Genomic DNA, 17,576 nt, shown 5'->3' with positions numbered 1-17,576 from the left:
ATGGAGGATAGGCCGCTATAATAAAAGGGAAAAACGAAAGAACAGGTGAATGGGAACATGACTGTGGGACGCTTTGCGCCTTCGCCCAGCGGGCGGATTCATTTGGGAAATATGCTCTGTTGCCTGCTGGCGTGGCTCAGTGCACGGCAGAAGGAGGGCCGCGTGGTTCTGCGAATTGAGGATCTGGATACAGCGCGCTGTCCCCGGCGTTATGCCGAACAGATGGAAGAGGACTTGCGGTGGCTGGGCCTCCGGTGGGATGAGGGACCAGAGGTTGGCGGGCCGGGTGGGCCTTACTACCAAAGCCTGAGAAATGATTTGTATCAGGCTGCCTTGGAACGCCTGCAGGATCGGGGGCTTGTGTACCCATGCTTTTGCACCCGGGCAGAGCTTCACGCGTCTAGTGCTCCTCACCGGGAGGATGGGCAGGTGATCTACGCAGGTACCTGCCGGGCTTTGTCTTCCGCCCAAGCAGCGGAAAAAGCACGTAAAACAGGCCGCAGTCCGGCTCTGCGGCTGCGGGTGCCTGAGGAAGAGATCTCCTTTACAGATGGACATATGGGATTTTATCAAGAGAATCTGGCCCGGGAGTGCGGAGACTTTTTGCTGCGCCGCTCCGACGGCATGTTTGCCTATCAGCTGGCAGTGGTGGTGGATGACGCAGCCATGGGCGTTACAGAAGTGGTGCGGGGAGCGGATTTGTTGTCCTCCACACCGAGGCAGCTTTTGCTCTATCACCTGCTGGGACTGAAGCCGCCGGCATTTTACCACTTTCCACTGTTACTGGCAGCAGATGGACACCGCCTTTCCAAGCGGAATGCGGACGCAGGACTGGAGAGCCTGCGGGGGCACTGTACGGCAGAGGAAATTTTGGGCAAGCTGGCGTATCTGGCCGGATTTAACCCGTCGGCAGAGCCCAGAGACGCAGAAAGCCTTCTGCAGGATTTTTCCTGGGAGAAGGTGCCTGGAGAGGACATCTGCATTCCGCCCACCCTATTTTCCTGACAAAACAGCACCCCAGGCAAATGCCTGGGGTGCTGCTGCAACATGGACGGGGGGTTGTATGGTTCAATCCGCAGAATGACGTTCCGGGAGCTCTACTTCCGGCATCAGCTCCTGACTGACAATGTTCAGCATCTCCTCCAGCTTGGCGCAGTCGGCCGGAGGAAAGCGCTGGGCGATGCGGTTCATCACCTCCACCATATAGGAGATGCTGATATTATAGTAGTCCACATATTTCTGGGTGATTTCCAAATGGTATTCCCGGCGGTCATCCGGAGACTGGACTTTCCGGATATATCCCTTTTTGATTAGGTTGTTTACCTTATAGGCGGCATTTGGCGGGGAAATGCGCATAAAGGTGGCAAATTCATTGACAGTGGGGTTTCCAAGGGCCTGAATGGTTTCCATACAGAAGGTCTCCACTGTGGTGAGACTGGCTTCCCGGCTCTGGAAACGCTGGAAAATTTCCTGATAAAAATGTAGTTTAAACTTGGTATACACATCAAAAAAGGCATCTTTCAGCATTCCGTTTTCTCTCTTTCCCGCGTACTTTCGACAATAGTATACACACTTCACGGAAAAAGGCAATTATGCCTCCCCGCCGATGGCAAAGGTCAGCTCCGCCAGGGCAACCACCTTGCCGTCCACAGTGGCTTTGGCCTCCCCGATACCCACGGGGCCGCGGCGCTTAGTGAGGGTGCACTCCAGCTCCACCACATCGCCTGGAGTCACCTTGGACTTGAACCGGGCATTCTTGATGCCGCCGAAATAGGCGGTCTTTCCCGCATATTCCGGCAGGGAGAGGATGGCCACCGCGCCTACCTGGGCCATAGCCTCGATCAGCAGCACGCCGGGCATCACATGCTCCTGTGGAAAATGACCGCAGAAAATCTGCTCATTCACACTGACACACTTGATGCCTTTGGCCCACTGGCCCGGTTCGCCGTCCACAATGCGGTCCACCAGGGCGAAGGGATAGCGGTGGGGCAGAATCTTTGCAATTTCGTTGGAGTTCAGCTGCAGTCCCATGGTCATGCCTCCCACTTCTTCAGCAGCAGGCTGCCATTGTGGCCGCCGAAGCCCAGAGAATTGGAGAGCGCATAGTGAATTTCTGCGCTCCGGCCCTGATTGGGCACCACATCCAGATCACACTCCGGGTCAGGGAATTGATAGTTGATGGTGGCGGGCAGGAAACCGTCCCGCAGGCTGAGGGCTGTGAAGATGGCTTCCACCGCGCCGGCGGCGCCCAGCATGTGGCCCGTCATGGATTTGGTGGAGCTCATAGCCAGTTGATACGCCTGTTTGCCGAACACTGCCTTGACGGCGGCAGTTTCCCCGGCGTCGTTCAAGTGGGTGGAGGTGCCGTGAGCGTTGATATAACCCACTTCCTCCGGCTGAATTTCGGCGTCTGCCACGGCGATGGCCATGGCTTTGGCGCCGCCGGAGCCGTCAGGACGGGGGGCGGTCATGTGATAGGCGTCGCAGGTGGCACCGTAACCAACGACTTCTGCGTAAATTTTGGCGCCCCGGACCATAGCGTGCCCGAGCTCCTCCAGCAGGAGGATGCCGGCGCCTTCACCCAGCACAAAGCCGCTGCGTTCGGCGTCAAAGGGGATGGAGGCGCGGCTGGGATCTTCGCTTTGCGTCAGGGCCTTCATAGAGGTGAAACCGCCGATAGCTAGCGGCGTGACGCTGGCCTCTGTGCCACCGCAAAGCATCACGTCTGCATAGCCGTCCCGGATATAGTGGAAAGCATCGCCAACAGCGTTGGTGCCGCCGGCGCAGGCGGTGACAGGGCAGGAGCACATCCCCCGGAAGCCTGTGTCGATGGCCACCTGTCCGGCCGCCATGTTGCAGATGGCGGTGGGGATGTAGAAGGGAGACACCCGGTCCCAGCCCCGGGCAAGACCCCGGTCGTGCTCGCTCTCTGTGATGGAGAGGCCGCCGATACCGCTGGAGACGATGACGCCGCAGCGGTCCGCTTCCTCTTCGCCCATGACGAAGCCCGCATCCGCCATGGCTTCCCGGGCGGAAACCACGGCAAATTGGGTAAAACGGCCCATGCGCTTGGCCTCCGGCTTGCCCAGATGGTCTTCAGGCACAAAGCCCTTTACCTCGGCGGCCAGCTTTACCTTCTGGGCAGAGGCGTCAAATTGGGTGATGGGTGCGATGCCGCACACGCCGTCTTTCACGGCCTGCCAGCTTTCCACAGCAGTAAGGCCCACAGGGGTCACTGCCCCCAGGCCGGTAATCACGACTCTGCGTCGTTCCATAGTGTACCTCCAATTGAATTCGTATCAGACCCTGACCGGCGATTGGCGCCGGCCGATGAAATCAAAAATGAAATTATTTTTGCCGCAATGAGGGATGTGGAGATTGTGTCTTCGTCACATGCTCATTCCGCCATCCACGGCCAGAACCTGGCCGGTGATATATCCGGCCTCTTCGCTGGCCAGGAAGGCTACGGCCTTTGCCACATCCGCTGCTGCGCCCAGACGGCCCATGGGGATAGAGTCCAGAGTGGCGGCTTTGGCCGGTTCCGGCATGGCGGCAGTCATATCCGTGTCGATAAAGCCGGGAGCTACGGCGTTGGCGGTGACGCCCCGGGAGGCCAGCTCCTTGGCCATGGACTTGGTGAGACCGATGACGCCGGCCTTGCTGGCGGCGTAGTTCATCTGCCCGGCATTGCCCCGGAGACCCACCACGGAGCTCAAACTGACAATGCGTCCGTACCGCTGCTTCATCATGGTGCGGGCCACTGCCTTCATGCAGAGAAACGCGCCTTTCAAATTGGCGTTGATGACGGCGTCGAAGTCCTCTTCCTTCATCAGCATCAAAAGGCTGTCCCGGGTGATTCCGGCGTTGTTCACCAGAATGTGAATGGCGCCGAAAGCCTGAAGGGCCGCGTCCATCAGCCCCTTGACCTGCGCTGCGTCGGATACGTCGCACCGGACGGCCAGCGCCCGGGCACCCAGTGCCTCGCAGGCGGACACGGTCTCCTGGGCTGCGGCCTCGTTCCCGGCGTAGCACAGCACCACATTGGCGCCGCCCCTTGCCAGTTCCAGACACACGGCCCGGCCGATGCCGCGGCTGCCGCCGGTGACCACAGCGGTCTTTCCTGTAAAGTTCATCATGCCTTCTCCTTTATCAAGCGCTCCAGCGTCTGCGCCAGCTGTTCCACATCCGCCGCAGTTTCCACCGCGCACACCGGCATCTCCGGCACGGTTTTCTTCACAAAGCCGCTGAGGGCTTTGCCCGGGCCGATTTCCACCATGGCGTCCACGCCCATGGCGGCCATGGCGCGGATGGAATCCTCCATGAAGACGCTGCTTTGTACCTGGCGCACCAACAGGGCGGGGATGGTATCCCCGTCACCCATCACGTTACCCAAACAGTTGAAGATGACCGGGATGCGGGGCAGAGCAAAGTTCACGCCCTGAAAATACGTTTGCAGGGCGTCTCCCGCGGGGGCCATCAGCGGGGTGTGGAAGGGCCCGCTGACCTTCAGAGGCAGACACCGACGGGCACCTTTTTCCTTTGCCAGGGCAGCGGCCTTCTCCACGGCGGCCTTTTCACCGCCGATGACCAGCTGTCCCGGGCAGTTATAGTTGGCAATCACCACACAGCCAAGGTCAGAGGCAGCGTCACAGGCATCCTGCAGCAAAGCCCGGTCCAGATTCAAAACCGCCATCATGGCGCTCTCCCGCCCGGCGGCGGCCTCCTCCATGGCTCTGCCGCGGAAGGCCACCAGCTTGACGGCGGTGGCGGCGTCAAACACGCCGGCGGCGTGGAGAGCGGAGTACTCGCCAAGAGAAAGACCTGCCGCCGCCGCGGGGATGACGCCCTTTTCCGCCAGCACGGCGGTGAGTCCCGCGGCAAAGGCCACCATGCAGGGCTGCGTATACCGGGTTTGATTCAAAACGCCGTCCGGGTCTTTAAAAGAGACTTTTTTCAGGTCAAAGTCCACCTTCGTGCCGTCAATGACGGTCCGGAAGGCGGGAAACGCCTCGTACAGGTCCGCACCCATGCCGGGGTGCTGACTGCCCTGTCCGGCGTATAAAAAACCGAGCTTCACTGCGCGGCCCTCCATTCGTTCATAATCTGTTCCATCTGCTCTCCCACGGTGGAGCGTGCGTTGACCGATCCGGCACCGGCTCCGCAGAAAAAGAGACCGTTCTCCCAGTCCCCCCGCACGGCGGCAATCAGCGCTTTGGAAATGCAGTAGGGGGCGGTCTTCCAGTCGCAGACGGAAAGGCATTTCATGCACCGCTCCACGGCGGGCTGTGTTCCCGTCTCTACCCGCTGAATCAGAGGGGAGCGGAGCGCCCGCCCCGGCATTCCCACGGGGCTCTGGACGATGGCCACGTCCTCTGGCCGGGCGTCCAGCAGGCGCTGTTTGTAGGCATCGCTGGCGTCGCATTCCTCGGTGGCGATGAACCGGGTGGCAAACTGGGCACCTGCCGCGCCCTCCCGCATATACCGGGCCATTTCTGCGCCGTCCTTCACGCCGCCCGCCACAAACACGGGAATATCCCGCTGGTATTTGTCCCGGAAAGGGGCCAGTGCATTCAGCACATCCTGAAGAAGTGCGCTCAGGGAGACTGGGCGCCCAGCCTGGGCCTCCCGGGCCTCTTCCTTGGAAAAGCCCAGATGGCCGCCCGCCAGGGGACCCTCCAGCACCACAAAGTCCGGTGCGGTTTCGTAGTGCCGGTCCCACAGCCTGCAGATGAGTCCTGCGGCCCGGCCGCTGCTGACCACAGGGGCCAGGGCGGCGTCGCTTTCCGGCACCTCCCGGGCAATGGCGGGCAGGTCCTTCGGAAGACCTGCGCCGCAGACCACGGCGTCCACGCCCGCCTTCAGCGCGGTGCGGACGCTGTCTGCATACTGGGAGGTTGCCACCATGGCGTTGATGGCCACAAGCCCCGCGCCGTGGGCCAGTTCCTTTGCCCTGCGCACCTGCCGGGCCAGCGCCCGCAGGTTGGCACCCCGGGGGTCGGAGGTGAAATCCGGCTCCGCAAAGCCTCCCACAGCGGTGGAGATGGTGCCCATGCCGCCGCAGGCCGCCACAGCCCCGGCCAGACGGTCCAGACTGACGCCGATGCCCATGCCGCCCTGCAGGATGGGAAGGGGCAGCAGCTTCCCTTTGATGTTTACAGCCATTCTCTGCCGGTTGCCTCCAGTACGGCTTTGCCGCCGCTGTACAGCTCCTCGAAAATCTGCCGCACGGGTTTGATTTCATGGAGCATACCGGCCACCTGGCCGCTCATGACACTGCCGTGCTCCGTGTCGCCCTCCAGTACGGCCCGGCGCAGGCCGCCCAGGGTCACATGCTCCAGCTCCTCCAAGGTGGCGCCGCGCTTTTCCAGGGCCAGATACTCCCGGGCCATCTTGTTCTTCAGCACCCGGACCGGGCCGCCCACAGAGCGGCCGGTGACCACGGTGTCTGTATCCTTCGCCTTCAAAACGGCCTGCTTGTAGTTGTCGTGAATGGGGCATTCCCGGCTTGCCAGCAGGCAGGTGCCCACCTGAATGCCGCAGGCGCCCAGAGCGAAGGCGGCGGCGGCCTGCCGCCCGTCGGCAATGCCGCCGGCGGCCACCACGGGCACATCCACCGCGTCGATGACCTGGGGAACCAGGGCCATGGTGGTCATCTCTCCCACATGGCCGCCGGACTCCGTCCCCTCGGCAATGACGGCGTCCACACCCAGAGAGACCAGGCGCTTGGCCAGAACGGAGGCCGCCACCACCGGCAGCACCTTGATGCCGGCATCCTTCCAGGCGGAGATGTACTTGCCGGGGTTGCCGGCGCCGGTGGTGACCACCTGCACACCCTCCTCCAAAATGATGCGGGCAATGTCGTCGGCATAGGGGCTCATCAGCATCAGATTCACCCCGAAGGGCTTATCCGTCAGCTCCTTGGCCCGGCGGATTTCCTGCCGGAGCCGGTCGCCGTCCCAGCCGCCGGTGGCAATCATGCCGAGAGCGCCGGCATTGGAGCAGGCGGCGGCGAACTCTCCGGTGGCGATGTTGGCCATGCCGCCCTGAATAAAGGGAAACTCGGTTCCCAGAATTTCGTTCAGTTTTTTCATGGAAGCCTCCTTATCACGCGAACTCCACCAGAGCGCCGCCCCAGGTGAGGCCGCCGCCAAAACCGACCACCAACACACGGCTGCCGCTGCGGACCCTGCCCTGCTCGTAGAGCTCGCTGATGACCAGTGGGATGCTGGCGGCAGAGGTGTTTCCGTATTCGCTGATGTTTTTATAATATTTTTCCTGAGGAATCCGGTATTTCCGCACGGCCAGGTCGATGATGCGGGCATTGGCCTGATGGAAGACGAAGAAGTCCACGTCGTCCACGGTTTTTCCGGTTTTCTCCAGCACCTTGTCAATACAATAGGGCACCGCCTGCACGGCGAATTTGAAAACTTTCGTGCCCTCCATGTAAATCAGGCTGGGGACGCCGGTTTCCACCCCCGGCACCCGCAGCATCTCGTCGGTACCGTGGCATCCGAGCTCAGCAGAGATGGAGGGCCAGCCCTCCCGACACTCCACCACCACGCCGGCGGCGCCGTCTCCGAAGAGAATGCAGGTGCCCCGGTCGGCCCAGTTGGTGATGCGGCTCAAATTCTCCGCGCCGATGACCAGGCCGTACTTGCGGGGCGAGGCGTTCAGCAGGCACTCCATGGTGTGGAGGGCGAAGAGAAAGCCCGTACAGGCGGCGTTCAGGTCAAAGCAGGGAATGTCGTGGGGAAGTCCCAGCTGCCGCTGCAGTACGCAGGCGGCGGAGGGTACCAGCGTATCCGGCGTCAAAGTCGCGACAATGCACGCGCCGATTTCCTCCGGCGCAACCCCGGCGCTCTCCAGAGCACGGCGGGCGGCCTCCACGGCCATGCCTGTGATGGTTTCTCCCTCGGCCAGGTGATGCCGGTGCCGGATGCCGGTGCGGGAGAGAATCCACTCCTCGCTGGTGTCCACAATTTGGGTCATGTCCGCATTGGTGACAATTTTCGAGGGGGCACAGCGGCCGGCTCCCTTGATTTTGATTCCGTTCATTGCGTCTCCTTCTGGGGAGCGGCCGCTCCCATTCGTCTGAATTTCTGATAGCGCGCCGCCGCCAGGGCAGCCCCACGCTCCCGGTCCAGCTCCGCCAGGTGGTGCCTGAGGGCACGGTCCAGCTGGCGGAAGGCAATGGCGGGGGCCAGGTGGGCACCGCCGTCGGGCTCTGGAATGACGTCGTCGATGACGCCCAGTGCCAACAGGTCAGGCGCAGTCATTTTCATCATCTCGCAGGCCTCGTCGTGCCGGGAGGCATCCTTCCACAAAATGGTGGAAAATCCCTCCGGGGAGAGGATGGCGTATACCGCGTTTTCCAGCATCAGCACCCGGTTGGCAACCGCCAGCGCCAATGCGCCGCCGCTGTTGCCCTCTCCGGTGATGACGGAGATGACAGGCACGGTGAGACGGCTCATTTCATAGAGATTCCGGGCAATGGCCTCTCCCTGCCCGTGGGCTTCCGCCTCCAGGCCGGGATAGGCTCCGGAGGTATCCACAAAGGTGAGGACGGGGCGGCGGAACTTTTCTGCCTGCCGCATCAGCCGCCGGGCCTTCCGGTAGCCCTCAGGGTTCGGCATGCCGAAGCTGCACTTGAGGTTTTCCTCCAGTGTCTTGCCCTTCCGGGTGCCGATGACAGTGACGGGCCGGCCATGAAACAGGGCCACGCCGCCCAGAATGCCGGCATCCTCACCGCAGAGGCGGTCGCCCCTGCATTCAAAAAAGTCGGTAAACAGCGCGTCAATATAGTCTGAGATGTTGGGGCGCTGCGGATTTCGGGCAATGGCCACCCGCTGGGCGGCGGATAAGGAGTTACTCATGTATGGCCTCCTTTCTCATGAAGGCGCAGCAGCTGGATCAGCGTCTCCCGCATCCGGATGCGGGGCACCACGGCATCCACAAAGCCATGCTCCTCCAGATATTCCGCCCGCTGGAACCCCTCCGGCAGCGTTTGGCCGATGGTCTGCTGAATCACACGGGGGCCGGCAAAGCCGATGAGGGCTCCCGGTTCCGCCAGAATGATATCCCCAAGGGAAGCGAAGCTGGCGGTAACGCCGCCGGTGGTGGGGTCCGTCAAAACGGAGACATACAGCAGCCTCTTTTCGGCAAAGCGGGCCAGAGCGCCGCTGGTCTTGGCCATCTGCATCAGGGAGAGAATTCCCTCCTGCATCCGGGCCCCGCCGCTGGCGGCAAAGAGAATGAGGGGCAGGTGGTTCTTTCCGGCGTACTCGATGGCCAGCGTAATTTTTTCCCCCACGGCGGCGCTCATGGAGCCCATGAAAAAGCGGCTGTCCAGTACGCCCACCACGCATTTGTGCCCGCCGATGGCGCCAGTGGCGGTGACCACGGCCTCGTTCAGTCCGGTTTTTCGCTGGGCTTGCTCCTGCTTTGCCCAGTAGCCAGGAAAAGACAGGGGATCCCCGGCAGGGTATTTTTCGTTCAGCTCCCGGAAGGTACCGGGATCCAGGACGGTGCTGAGACGGTAATAAGCGCCGATGGGAAAGTGGTATCCGCACTTGGGACATACGGAGAGCTCCTGGGCCACCAGCTTCCGATCACTCATCTGCCCGCACTTAGGGCAGGTGACGGCGGTTTCACCGGCGGCGTGATTGTCCCGGATGGCCTTCATAGCCAGAAGCCGGGCCCTGCGCTTGGCAAAGATGTTGTTCATGCATCCACCCCGCTTTCACTGAGCCGCCGGCTGAAGTCCAGCAGCTCGGGAAGGTGCTCCTCCAGAAAGGCCGTGGTGCAGGCGCCCCGAATGAACACCGGGTGGTAAAGGATCTGATAGCTGAGCTCCGCGTTGGTGGGGAAGCCCTCCAGGGCAAACTCCTCCAGACAGCGGCGCATCTTTCGGATGGCCTCCAGACGGGAGGAGGCGTGGACCATGAGCTTGGCGGCCATGGAGTCATAATAAGGGGAGAGGGTACAGCCGTTATACAGGCAGGAGTCCACCCGGACCCCGGCCCCGCCGGGAAAGTGGAGAAACTCCACCTTGCCGGGGCAGGGCTGGAAGTTTTTAGCCGGATCTTCGGCGTTGATGCGGCACTCGATGGCGTGCCCCTTCAGCTGCACATCCTCCTGGGCAATCTCCAGGGGCAGGCCGGAGGCAATCCGCAGCTGCTGACGCACCAGATCCACGCCGGTGACCAGCTCCGTGATGCCGTGCTCCACCTGAATACGGGTGTTCATCTCCATAAAGTAGAAGTGCTCTCCATCTGAATCCAGCAGAAACTCCACGGTTCCCGCGTTTTCATACCCCACAGCCTCTGCCGCCCGGACGGCGGCTGCGCCCATCTCGGCGCGGAGCCGGGGAGTCAGGCACCGGGCGGGGGCCTCTTCAATCAGCTTTTGGTTTCGCCGCTGAACGGAGCAGTCCCGATCACCCAGATGAAGCACATGGCCGAAGCGGTCCGCCAGCACCTGGAACTCGATGTGCCGGGGCCGCAGCACCAGCTTTTCCAGATACATCTCATCGTTGCCGAAGCAGGCTTTGGCTTCCGCCCTGGCCTCCGCATAGGCGGAGGGCAGAGCCTCCGCGCTGTCACAGCGGCGAATGCCCCGTCCGCCGCCGCCGGCGCTGGCTTTCAGCAGCACAGGATAACCCACCCGTTCTCCAGCAGCCAGAGCGTCCTCGACGCAGTTGACCGGCCCGTCAGAACCCGGGGTCACGGGAACGCCTGCCGCCCGCATCAGATCCCGGGCGGCGGATTTGGAACCAGCCTTTCGAATGGCCTCGCCGGATGGGCCGATAAAGGTCAGACCATCTTGGGCGCAGGCATCGGCGAAGTCGGCATTTTCCGATAAAAATCCATAGCCGGGGTGAATTCCATCACAGCCAGTGGCTTTTGCCACGGTCAAAAGGGCGCCCTGGTTCAAATAGCTGTCCGCGGCCCTGGCGGGGCCGATGCACACCGCCTGCCCTGCCAGCTGAACATGGAGCGCCTCCGCGTCCGCCTCGGAGTAGACGGCAACCGTTTCGATGCCCAGCTCCCGGCAGGCCCGCAGAATCCGCAGGGCAATCTCGCCACGGTTCGCAATTAAAATCCGCTTCAGCATGACTTACACCGTGCGGTAGCGGAACAGAGGCTCCCCAAAGGACACCAGGTCTCCGTTCGCTTTCAGAATTTCTTCGATGACGCAGTCACAGGGGGCGGGGACCTCGCTCATCATTTTCATGGCTTCGATGAGGCAGACGGTCTGCCCCTTGGCAACGCGGTCGCCGACGGCGACAAAGGGGGATTGATCCGGAGCGGAGGCAGCATAGTAGGTGCCCACCAGCGGCGCGGTGATACAGGGGCTGGTGCTTTCATGAGATACCTCCGCGGCTGCCGGGGTGGGGGCGTCAGGTATGGCGGCACCGAAAACTCCGCGGGAGAGTTCTATGGTATATTCCTGTGTGGACAGCTTCATGGACTGCAGAGAACTGCGCTCAAAACGGTCCATCAGGCTAAAAATCTCTTGATTTGTCATGAAAATTCCTTTCTCAAAAAGAACCACATCCGCCGGAGGGCACAGCCCTCCGGCGGCATGTTCATCAGGCCTTGTGAGAGTTCAGGTAAGCGGAGATGTCGCCAACGGTCTTGAGATTTGCCACGTCGGCGTCATCAATGTGAACGCCGCAGGCCTCCTCCAGAGCCATGACCAACTCCACGGACGCCAGGGAATCTGCACCCAGGTCATCGGTCAGGGTGGCTTCCATAGTCACCTGCTCTGGTTCGCAGCCCAAGGTCTCCACAATGATGTCACGCATTTTCTCAAATTCCATATAAAGTACTCCTTGTGTGTGAAAGTAATGAAATTATTTTAATTAAAATTATTTAACTAAAATAATTTAAGTTGATTGTATGCACGGACAGGGAATTTGTCAAGTAAAATTTGGGAAGGGAATGTAAAAAGTTTTTTTCGTTTTTCGACAACCTTAACAAAGAAGGGTATTCCCTTTTCAGAGAACATCCGATATAATGCAACATGGTACCATCGCAAAACTTGCAAAGAATATCAAAGCAGAATGAGGGCAGCAGTATGAAAGTTGTGATCGTGGGCGCCGGCAAGGTGGGTGTGGCATTGACACAGCACCTGTCTGTAGACAATAAGGTCACGGTAATCGACCAAAATCCACAGCTTGTGGAAAATATTATTAATATTTATGATGTGATGGGCGTATGCGGAAACGGTGCCAGCTATGAAGTGCAAAAGGAGGCGGATGTAGCTCATGCGAACCTCCTGATTGCCACAACCTCCAGCGATGAGATTAACATCCTGGCCTGCATGGTTGCCAAAAAAATGGGCGTGCATCACACCATTGCCAGAATTCGGAATCCGGAGTATGAAAAGCAGCTCCGGTTTATGCGAAGTGATTTGGGCTTGTCCATGGCGATTAACCCGGAAAAAGTTACCGCCAGGGAAATTGCCCGGGTGCTCCGGTTTCCAAATGCGATGAAACTGGAGTCCTTTTCCAAGGGGCGGCTGGAGCTGGTGGAGTACCGTCTGCCGGAAGATACCTCACTGAACGGCATTCAGCTGTCCGCCCTTTACCAAAATCTGCGGGTCCGGGTTTTAATCTGTGCCGTTACCCGAAAGGGAGAGACCATGATTCCATCAGGAGACTTTGTCTTGCAGGCTGGTGATAAAATATACTTAACTTCCTCTCCAAACCAGCTGGAGCAATTTTTTCGCCATTTGGGCGTATTTCGCAGCAAGGCAACCTCCGTCATGATTGTGGGTGCCAGTAAGATTTGTTATTATCTGGCCTCAGAACTGCTGGAGATGGGAATGTCTGTCAAAATTATCGATCAGGATGAGCAGCGCTGCATTCGAATAGGAGAAATGCTGCCAAAGGCACTGGTGATTCACGGGGATGGCACAGACAGCGAACTGCTTCAGGAAGAGGGCCTTGATCAAACAGACGCCTTTGTAGCCATCACCGGCATGGACGAGGCGAATATCCTGATGTCTATCAGTGCCGCCAAGCAGACAAACGGCTGTAAGGTGGTGGCGAAAATCAACCGCAAAGCACTGGTAGACTTGGTGTCCGCCGAGAGCCTGATCGACAGCGTGGTTTCCGCAGGATCCGTGACTGCAGAGTTGATTTTACAGTATGTCCGGGCCATGCAGAATGCATCCGGTACCAAGGTGAAAACGTTGCACCGGATCGTGGACGAGAAGGTAGAGGCGCTGGAATTCAGCATCACAGAGGATCTGCCGTTTATTGGCGTACCGCTGCGGGATTTGCAGCTGAAGAGCGGCGTTCTGCTGGCGGGGATTGTGCGGCAGAATGGACAGATTATTATCCCATCCGGTGAGGATGTTTTGAATTTGAATGATGACGTTATCGTCGTCACCACAAGAACGACCCTGCATGATATCCGCGATATTCTGCAGTGAAATAAAGGTGGATTGATCCCTTGAATCATCGTATGATTGGCTTCGTCATCGGGAAAATTTTGCTGACAGAAGCATCACTTTTGCTGCTGCCGATGCTGGTGGCAGTTTTATATGGAGAATCTGTGGAGCCATTTCTTATTCCTGCGCTGCTTTTGGTGCTCTGCGGATTGATGCTGGGGGCCCAAAAACCCCGGCGGACAGCGTTGTATGCCCGGGATGGCTTGGCGGTGGTGGCGCTGGCTTGGATTGTCATGTCCTTGTTTGGCGCGCTGCCATTTACCATCTCCGGAGATATTCCCGGTTTTGTGGATGCTTTTTTTGAGACAGTGTCTGGATTTACCACAACTGGCGCCAGTATTCTGACAGAGGTGGAGAGCCTGAGCAAGGGAATCCTGTTCTGGCGCAGTCTTACCCATTGGGTGGGAGGCATGGGCGTGCTGGTGTTTGTGATGGCAGTCCTTCCCATGACAGATGGCCATGGTATGCATTTGCTGCGGGCAGAGGTACCGGGTCCAACGGTAGGAAAGCTGGTCAGCCGCATGAGCGACAGCGCAAAAATCCTCTATGGCATCTATTTTGTAATGACAGTTGTGGAGATTGTGCTGCTGCTGGCGGGCGGCATGTCTCTGTTTGACGCCTGTATCCACTCCTTTGGCAGCGCGGGCACCGGCGGCTTCAGCTGCCGGAACCTGAGTATCGGGGCATATGACAACGCATATTTTGACATCGTGATCGGCGTGTTTATGCTGCTGTTTGGCATCAATTTTAATCTGTACTATTTTCTGCTGATTCGTCGCTTTCGGGATGTGTTCCGCTCGGAGGAGCTGCGGACCTATCTGCTGGTGGTGGCAGCATCCGTGGTGGCCATTGCCTGTAATATTGATCAGATTTACAACGCTTTCGGTACCAGCTTGCGGCACGCGTTTTTCCAGGTGTCCTCCATTATAACCACCACCGGCTATGCAACCGTGGACTTCAATACCTGGCCCGCATTTTCCAAAACGATTCTGGTGCTGCTGATGTTCATCGGGGCCTGCGCGGGTTCCACCGGCGGCGGCATTAAAATTGCCAGAATTGTGATTTTGGCGAAGACCTCCTTATGCGATATGAGACAGATGCTGCATCCCAACGCAGTGGCCACGGTCCGTATGGAGGGCAAGCCTCTGCGGGATCCACAGATTCGCAGCGTTCATCTGTTTTTGACGGTGTATCTGCTGGTATTTGCGGGATCCTGCCTGCTGCTGTCACTGGAGGGGATGGATCTGATCACAACCTTTACTGCCGTGGCTTCCTGTGTGAACAACATTGGGCCTGGTTTGGAAATCGTGGGCCCGATGGGGAATTTTTCCAGCTTTTCCAATCCGGCAAAGCTGCTTCTGGCATTTGACATGCTGGCGGGGCGCTTGGAATTGTTCCCCATGCTATTGCTGTTTGCTCCTTCTATTTGGAAGCGCAAATTGGGACAAAAAAAACAGATACAAACTCTTTCTTAACCAGCCGGTTAAGAAGCGCAGTCCATCGGACTGCGCCTCTCTTATGAAGAAAGTGAATTGACACCTGAAGTGACCCCGGGGAAAAATCATACGTATGATGTGCAAATCGCCGGGAAGTAAGGAGGTAGAGACGTGATTGACATGACAGGCGTGTTCAATCTGCAGGGCCAGCTCTTCCTGCTGATGCTGCTGGGCGCCTTTTTCAAGCGTCGAAAAATACTGGGCGAATCCTTCCAAAGAGGACTGACAGAGCTGATTCTTGACCTGCTGCTGCCTTGCAGCATCATCAGTTCCTTTCAGGTTGAATTCAACAGGGATATTTTCTATCAGACAGCAGAAGTACTGGCAGTATCTGTTGCCATTCAGATCCTTTGCTGGCTGTTGTCTGTGGTGCTGTTCCGCAGCAGCAGTGACACCCAGCGCCCAGTACTGCAATATGGCACAATCTGCTCCAATGGAGGATTCTTGGGGACACCGGTAGCAGAGGCCATTTTCGGAAGCCAGGGTGTATTGCTGGCGGCAATTTACCTCATTCCGCAGCGGGTGGCGATGTGGTCCCTCGGGCTGTCATTTTTTACAAGGGCAGACAGGCAGTCCGTGTGGAAAAAGATTTTATTGAACCCCTGCATTGATGCAGTTGGAATTGGCATGCTGTTGATGCTCACACAATTTCAGCTTCCGGAGGTACTGGGCAATACCATCTACATGGTGGGAAATTCCAACACGGGAATGTGCATGTTTTTGATTGGCATGCTGATGGCGGATGCAAGCTGGCGGGATTTTTTGGACGGACTGACGCTGTACTACTCTGCCATCCGACTGGTTTTGATTCCGCTGCTGGTGCTGCTTGGCTGCCGCCTGATGCATTTGGATACATTGGCCACCAATCTTTCTGTAATACTGGCGGCGATGCCTGCGGGGGGAACGACCGCTATTCTGGCGGTCAAGTACCACTGTAACGCTGAATTTGCAGCCCGCTGCGTGACAGTCTCCACCTTGCTGTCTTTGGCCGCGATCCCACTGTGGTGCCTGGTACTGTAAAGACAGGTGCAGCAGATCTGTGAAAATTTCTCGCGGCTCTGCTGCACCTGGAAAAATCCTTTGCCGCAGGAATGAAGGCCAGAGGAAAGCCCTTCTGCTGCAAACGATACGCGTCACCCTTGCCCGCAACCTGAAAATATGGTATCATATAAAAAATGTAACGGGGGATGTGCGGTTATGCAGCTTCAGCAAAATCTGACACAGGAGCAAAAACTGAGCCTGACACAGGCTGTGCGGCAATCACTGCAGTGCCTCCAAATGTCTGCCATGGAGCTGTCGGATTATCTGCAGGAGGCCGCCCTGTCAAACCCGCTGCTTGAAGTTGAGGATACTCCGCAGGGGCAGGTGGATCTGGAGGCTGCGGAACGCGGCGGAGATGCGGAGCTCATTGCCGAACGGCAGGGGGAGTGGTCCATTTGGGACAGGTCCCCTGTGGAAGGGAAGGACTTTACTGCTTATATTTCCCACGCCATCTCCTATACCGAGTATTTGGACAGCCAACTCAATGTGATGCCGAATTTAGATCCGTCGATGCTGGCCCTGTGCCACTATCTGGTCGGGTGCTTGAATTCTGCGGGCTATCTGGACTGCCCGCTTTCTGAATTGGCAGAAGAGCTGAAACGACCGCTGTTCGATTTGGAACAGGCGCTTTTCGCTGTGCAGACCTTGGATCCGCCTGGGACAGGAGCTAGAAGCCTTTCGGAGTGCTTGCTGCTGCAGCTGGCAGAGGGAGAGAAATTTACAGAGACGAATATCCACTTGGTGCAGGAGGGCCTTCCACTGCTGGCCGCGGGTGATTATGCTGGCCTTGCTGCGCTTTTAAAGGTTTCGCAGCGGGCGGCCCAGCAGGCGGCTCACGTGATCCAGGCCCTGAACCCTATTCCGTCCAGAGGGTTTTATGCGGACAGCAAAACACCATATATTCTTCCAGAGGCGATGGTGACCTGCGGCCACGGCCAGATTACCATTGAAATGAATGCCCGCGCAATTCCAAGAGTTTCCCTGCGGGAGGACTACTGCGCACTACTGGGGAAGCCGGAATGCGCCGAGGCGCAGCCCTATTTGAAAGAGAAAATTGCAGATGCAAAAAGTGTTCTTGCCAATGTGCAGAATCGGCAGGTTACCTTGTCCCGCTTGATTTCTGCAGCGGTTCAAAGGCAGATAGGGTACTTTTTGGAGGATGGTGAGTTGATTCCGCTGACGATGCAGCAGATTGCAGATGAACTGTCCTTAAGCGTCTCCACGGTCAGCCGTGCGGCACGGGATAAATACATCCAATTTAACGGAAGAATGCTTGCGCTCCGCAGCCTGTTCACAGCGGCCGTCCAGACAACAGAGGGGACATCCGTGTCCCCTGATGCTGCCAAACGGCATATCCGGCGTTTTATTCAGTCGGAAAATCCCCGGAGCCCACTTTCTGATGAGGCGCTGACCGGGGCGCTTCTCGGTGTTGGTATTGTCCTCTCGCGGAGGACTGTGGCAAAATACCGGAGTGAGCTTGGAATTGCCTCGGCGGCTGCCAGAAAAAAGAATGCAGCCGGAAGATGAGAGCCTGAAGGCATCATTGACATAAAAAAAGTCCGTCCAGGCCCCCTGAGGGAG

18 protein-coding genes are annotated in these 17,576 nt (G+C 58.5%); 5 read left to right on the top strand and 13 right to left on the bottom strand.

The genetic code is table 11. From position 1 onward, the window contains the following. The first annotated feature begins 57 nt into the window (after positions 1-57). Positions 58-1,005, top strand: a complete 948-nt coding sequence (gene gluQRS / locus BMZ81_RS00715; RefSeq protein WP_091127678.1) for a tRNA glutamyl-Q(34) synthetase GluQRS — start codon at positions 58-60, stop codon at positions 1,003-1,005. A 63-nt stretch (positions 1,006-1,068) separates the two neighbouring features. Here the strand turns inward: gluQRS and BMZ81_RS00710 are convergent, their stop codons facing one another. The 13 genes from BMZ81_RS00710 to acpP all read right to left on the bottom strand — a co-directional run bounded on the left by BMZ81_RS00710 (position 1,069) and on the right by acpP (position 11,821). After that, positions 1,069-1,527, bottom strand: coding sequence for a MarR family winged helix-turn-helix transcriptional regulator (locus tag BMZ81_RS00710; protein ID WP_091127740.1), 459 nt, complete (start codon positions 1,525-1,527; stop codon positions 1,069-1,071). Positions 1,528-1,590: 63 nt separating this feature from the next. Beyond that, positions 1,591-2,031, bottom strand: coding sequence for a 3-hydroxyacyl-ACP dehydratase FabZ (gene fabZ / locus BMZ81_RS00705; protein WP_177187143.1), 441 nt, complete (start codon positions 2,029-2,031; stop codon positions 1,591-1,593). A gap of 2 nt (positions 2,032-2,033) precedes the next feature. Next, positions 2,034-3,275: a beta-ketoacyl-ACP synthase II gene (gene fabF, locus BMZ81_RS00700; protein ID WP_091127677.1), complete on the bottom strand. Its 1,242-nt coding sequence runs from the start codon at positions 3,273-3,275 to the stop codon at positions 2,034-2,036. A gap of 114 nt (positions 3,276-3,389) precedes the next feature. Continuing rightward, the gene (gene fabG, locus BMZ81_RS00695) at positions 3,390-4,133 is read right to left on the bottom strand and encodes a 3-oxoacyl-[acyl-carrier-protein] reductase (RefSeq protein WP_091127676.1); all 744 of its coding nucleotides are present in this window, start codon (positions 4,131-4,133) and stop codon (positions 3,390-3,392) included. Then, on the bottom strand, positions 4,133-5,077 hold the full coding sequence (fabD, locus tag BMZ81_RS00690) for an ACP S-malonyltransferase (RefSeq protein WP_091127675.1): 945 nt from the start codon (positions 5,075-5,077) through the stop codon (positions 4,133-4,135). Before fabD ends, fabG begins: the two co-directional genes overlap by 1 nt. Then, entirely contained in the window at positions 5,074-6,162 is a 1,089-nt protein-coding gene (locus BMZ81_RS00685; RefSeq protein WP_091127674.1) for an NAD(P)H-dependent flavin oxidoreductase, read from the bottom strand. The genes fabD and BMZ81_RS00685 overlap by 4 nt, the downstream gene beginning before the upstream one ends. Further along, a complete protein-coding gene (locus BMZ81_RS00680) occupies positions 6,153-7,091 on the bottom strand; it encodes a DUF561 domain-containing protein (protein ID WP_091127673.1) in 939 nt (312 codons plus the stop codon). Before BMZ81_RS00680 ends, BMZ81_RS00685 begins: the two co-directional genes overlap by 10 nt. Positions 7,092-7,104: 13 nt before the next feature. Next, positions 7,105-8,055, bottom strand: a complete 951-nt coding sequence (locus BMZ81_RS00675; RefSeq protein ID WP_091127672.1) for a beta-ketoacyl-ACP synthase III — start codon at positions 8,053-8,055, stop codon at positions 7,105-7,107. Continuing rightward, positions 8,052-8,873 (bottom strand): acetyl-CoA carboxylase carboxyltransferase subunit alpha, encoded by an 822-nt coding sequence (locus BMZ81_RS00670; RefSeq protein ID WP_091127671.1) that lies wholly within the window; start codon positions 8,871-8,873, stop codon positions 8,052-8,054. The genes BMZ81_RS00675 and BMZ81_RS00670 overlap by 4 nt, the downstream gene beginning before the upstream one ends. After that, a complete protein-coding gene (gene accD / locus BMZ81_RS00665) occupies positions 8,870-9,724 on the bottom strand; it encodes an acetyl-CoA carboxylase, carboxyltransferase subunit beta (protein ID WP_091127670.1) in 855 nt (284 codons plus the stop codon). Before accD ends, BMZ81_RS00670 begins: the two co-directional genes overlap by 4 nt. Continuing rightward, a complete protein-coding gene (accC, locus tag BMZ81_RS00660) occupies positions 9,721-11,112 on the bottom strand; it encodes an acetyl-CoA carboxylase biotin carboxylase subunit (RefSeq protein ID WP_091127669.1) in 1,392 nt (463 codons plus the stop codon). Before accC ends, accD begins: the two co-directional genes overlap by 4 nt. A 3-nt stretch (positions 11,113-11,115) precedes the next feature. Next, positions 11,116-11,526: an acetyl-CoA carboxylase biotin carboxyl carrier protein gene (locus BMZ81_RS00655; RefSeq protein ID WP_091127738.1), complete on the bottom strand. Its 411-nt coding sequence runs from the start codon at positions 11,524-11,526 to the stop codon at positions 11,116-11,118. Positions 11,527-11,590: 64 nt separating this feature from the next. Next, on the bottom strand, positions 11,591-11,821 hold the full coding sequence (gene acpP / locus BMZ81_RS00650) for an acyl carrier protein (RefSeq protein ID WP_091127668.1): 231 nt from the start codon (positions 11,819-11,821) through the stop codon (positions 11,591-11,593). Between the two features lie 257 nt (positions 11,822-12,078). Between acpP and trkA the strand changes: the two genes are divergently transcribed. The 4 genes from trkA (at position 12,079) to rpoN (ending at position 17,522) form a co-directional block, all read left to right on the top strand. Continuing rightward, a complete protein-coding gene (trkA, locus tag BMZ81_RS00645; RefSeq protein ID WP_091127667.1) occupies positions 12,079-13,440 on the top strand; it encodes a Trk system potassium transporter TrkA in 1,362 nt (453 codons plus the stop codon). A 20-nt stretch (positions 13,441-13,460) separates the two neighbouring features. Beyond that, positions 13,461-14,933, top strand: coding sequence for a TrkH family potassium uptake protein (locus BMZ81_RS00640; RefSeq protein ID WP_091127666.1), 1,473 nt, complete (start codon positions 13,461-13,463; stop codon positions 14,931-14,933). A gap of 141 nt (positions 14,934-15,074) precedes the next feature. Continuing rightward, positions 15,075-15,974, top strand: a complete 900-nt coding sequence (locus BMZ81_RS00635) for an AEC family transporter (protein WP_242942528.1) — start codon at positions 15,075-15,077, stop codon at positions 15,972-15,974. A gap of 177 nt (positions 15,975-16,151) precedes the next feature. Further along, a complete protein-coding gene (gene rpoN / locus BMZ81_RS00630; protein WP_177187142.1) occupies positions 16,152-17,522 on the top strand; it encodes an RNA polymerase factor sigma-54 in 1,371 nt (456 codons plus the stop codon). Positions 17,523-17,576: the final 54 nt, after the last annotated feature.

Source organism: Oscillibacter sp. PC13 (genome assembly GCF_900115635.1).
GTDB lineage: Bacteria > Bacillota > Clostridia > Oscillospirales > Oscillospiraceae > Oscillibacter.
Note: the sequence above shows the minus strand (reverse complement) of the source record. Positions and strands in the feature narration are given on the sequence as shown.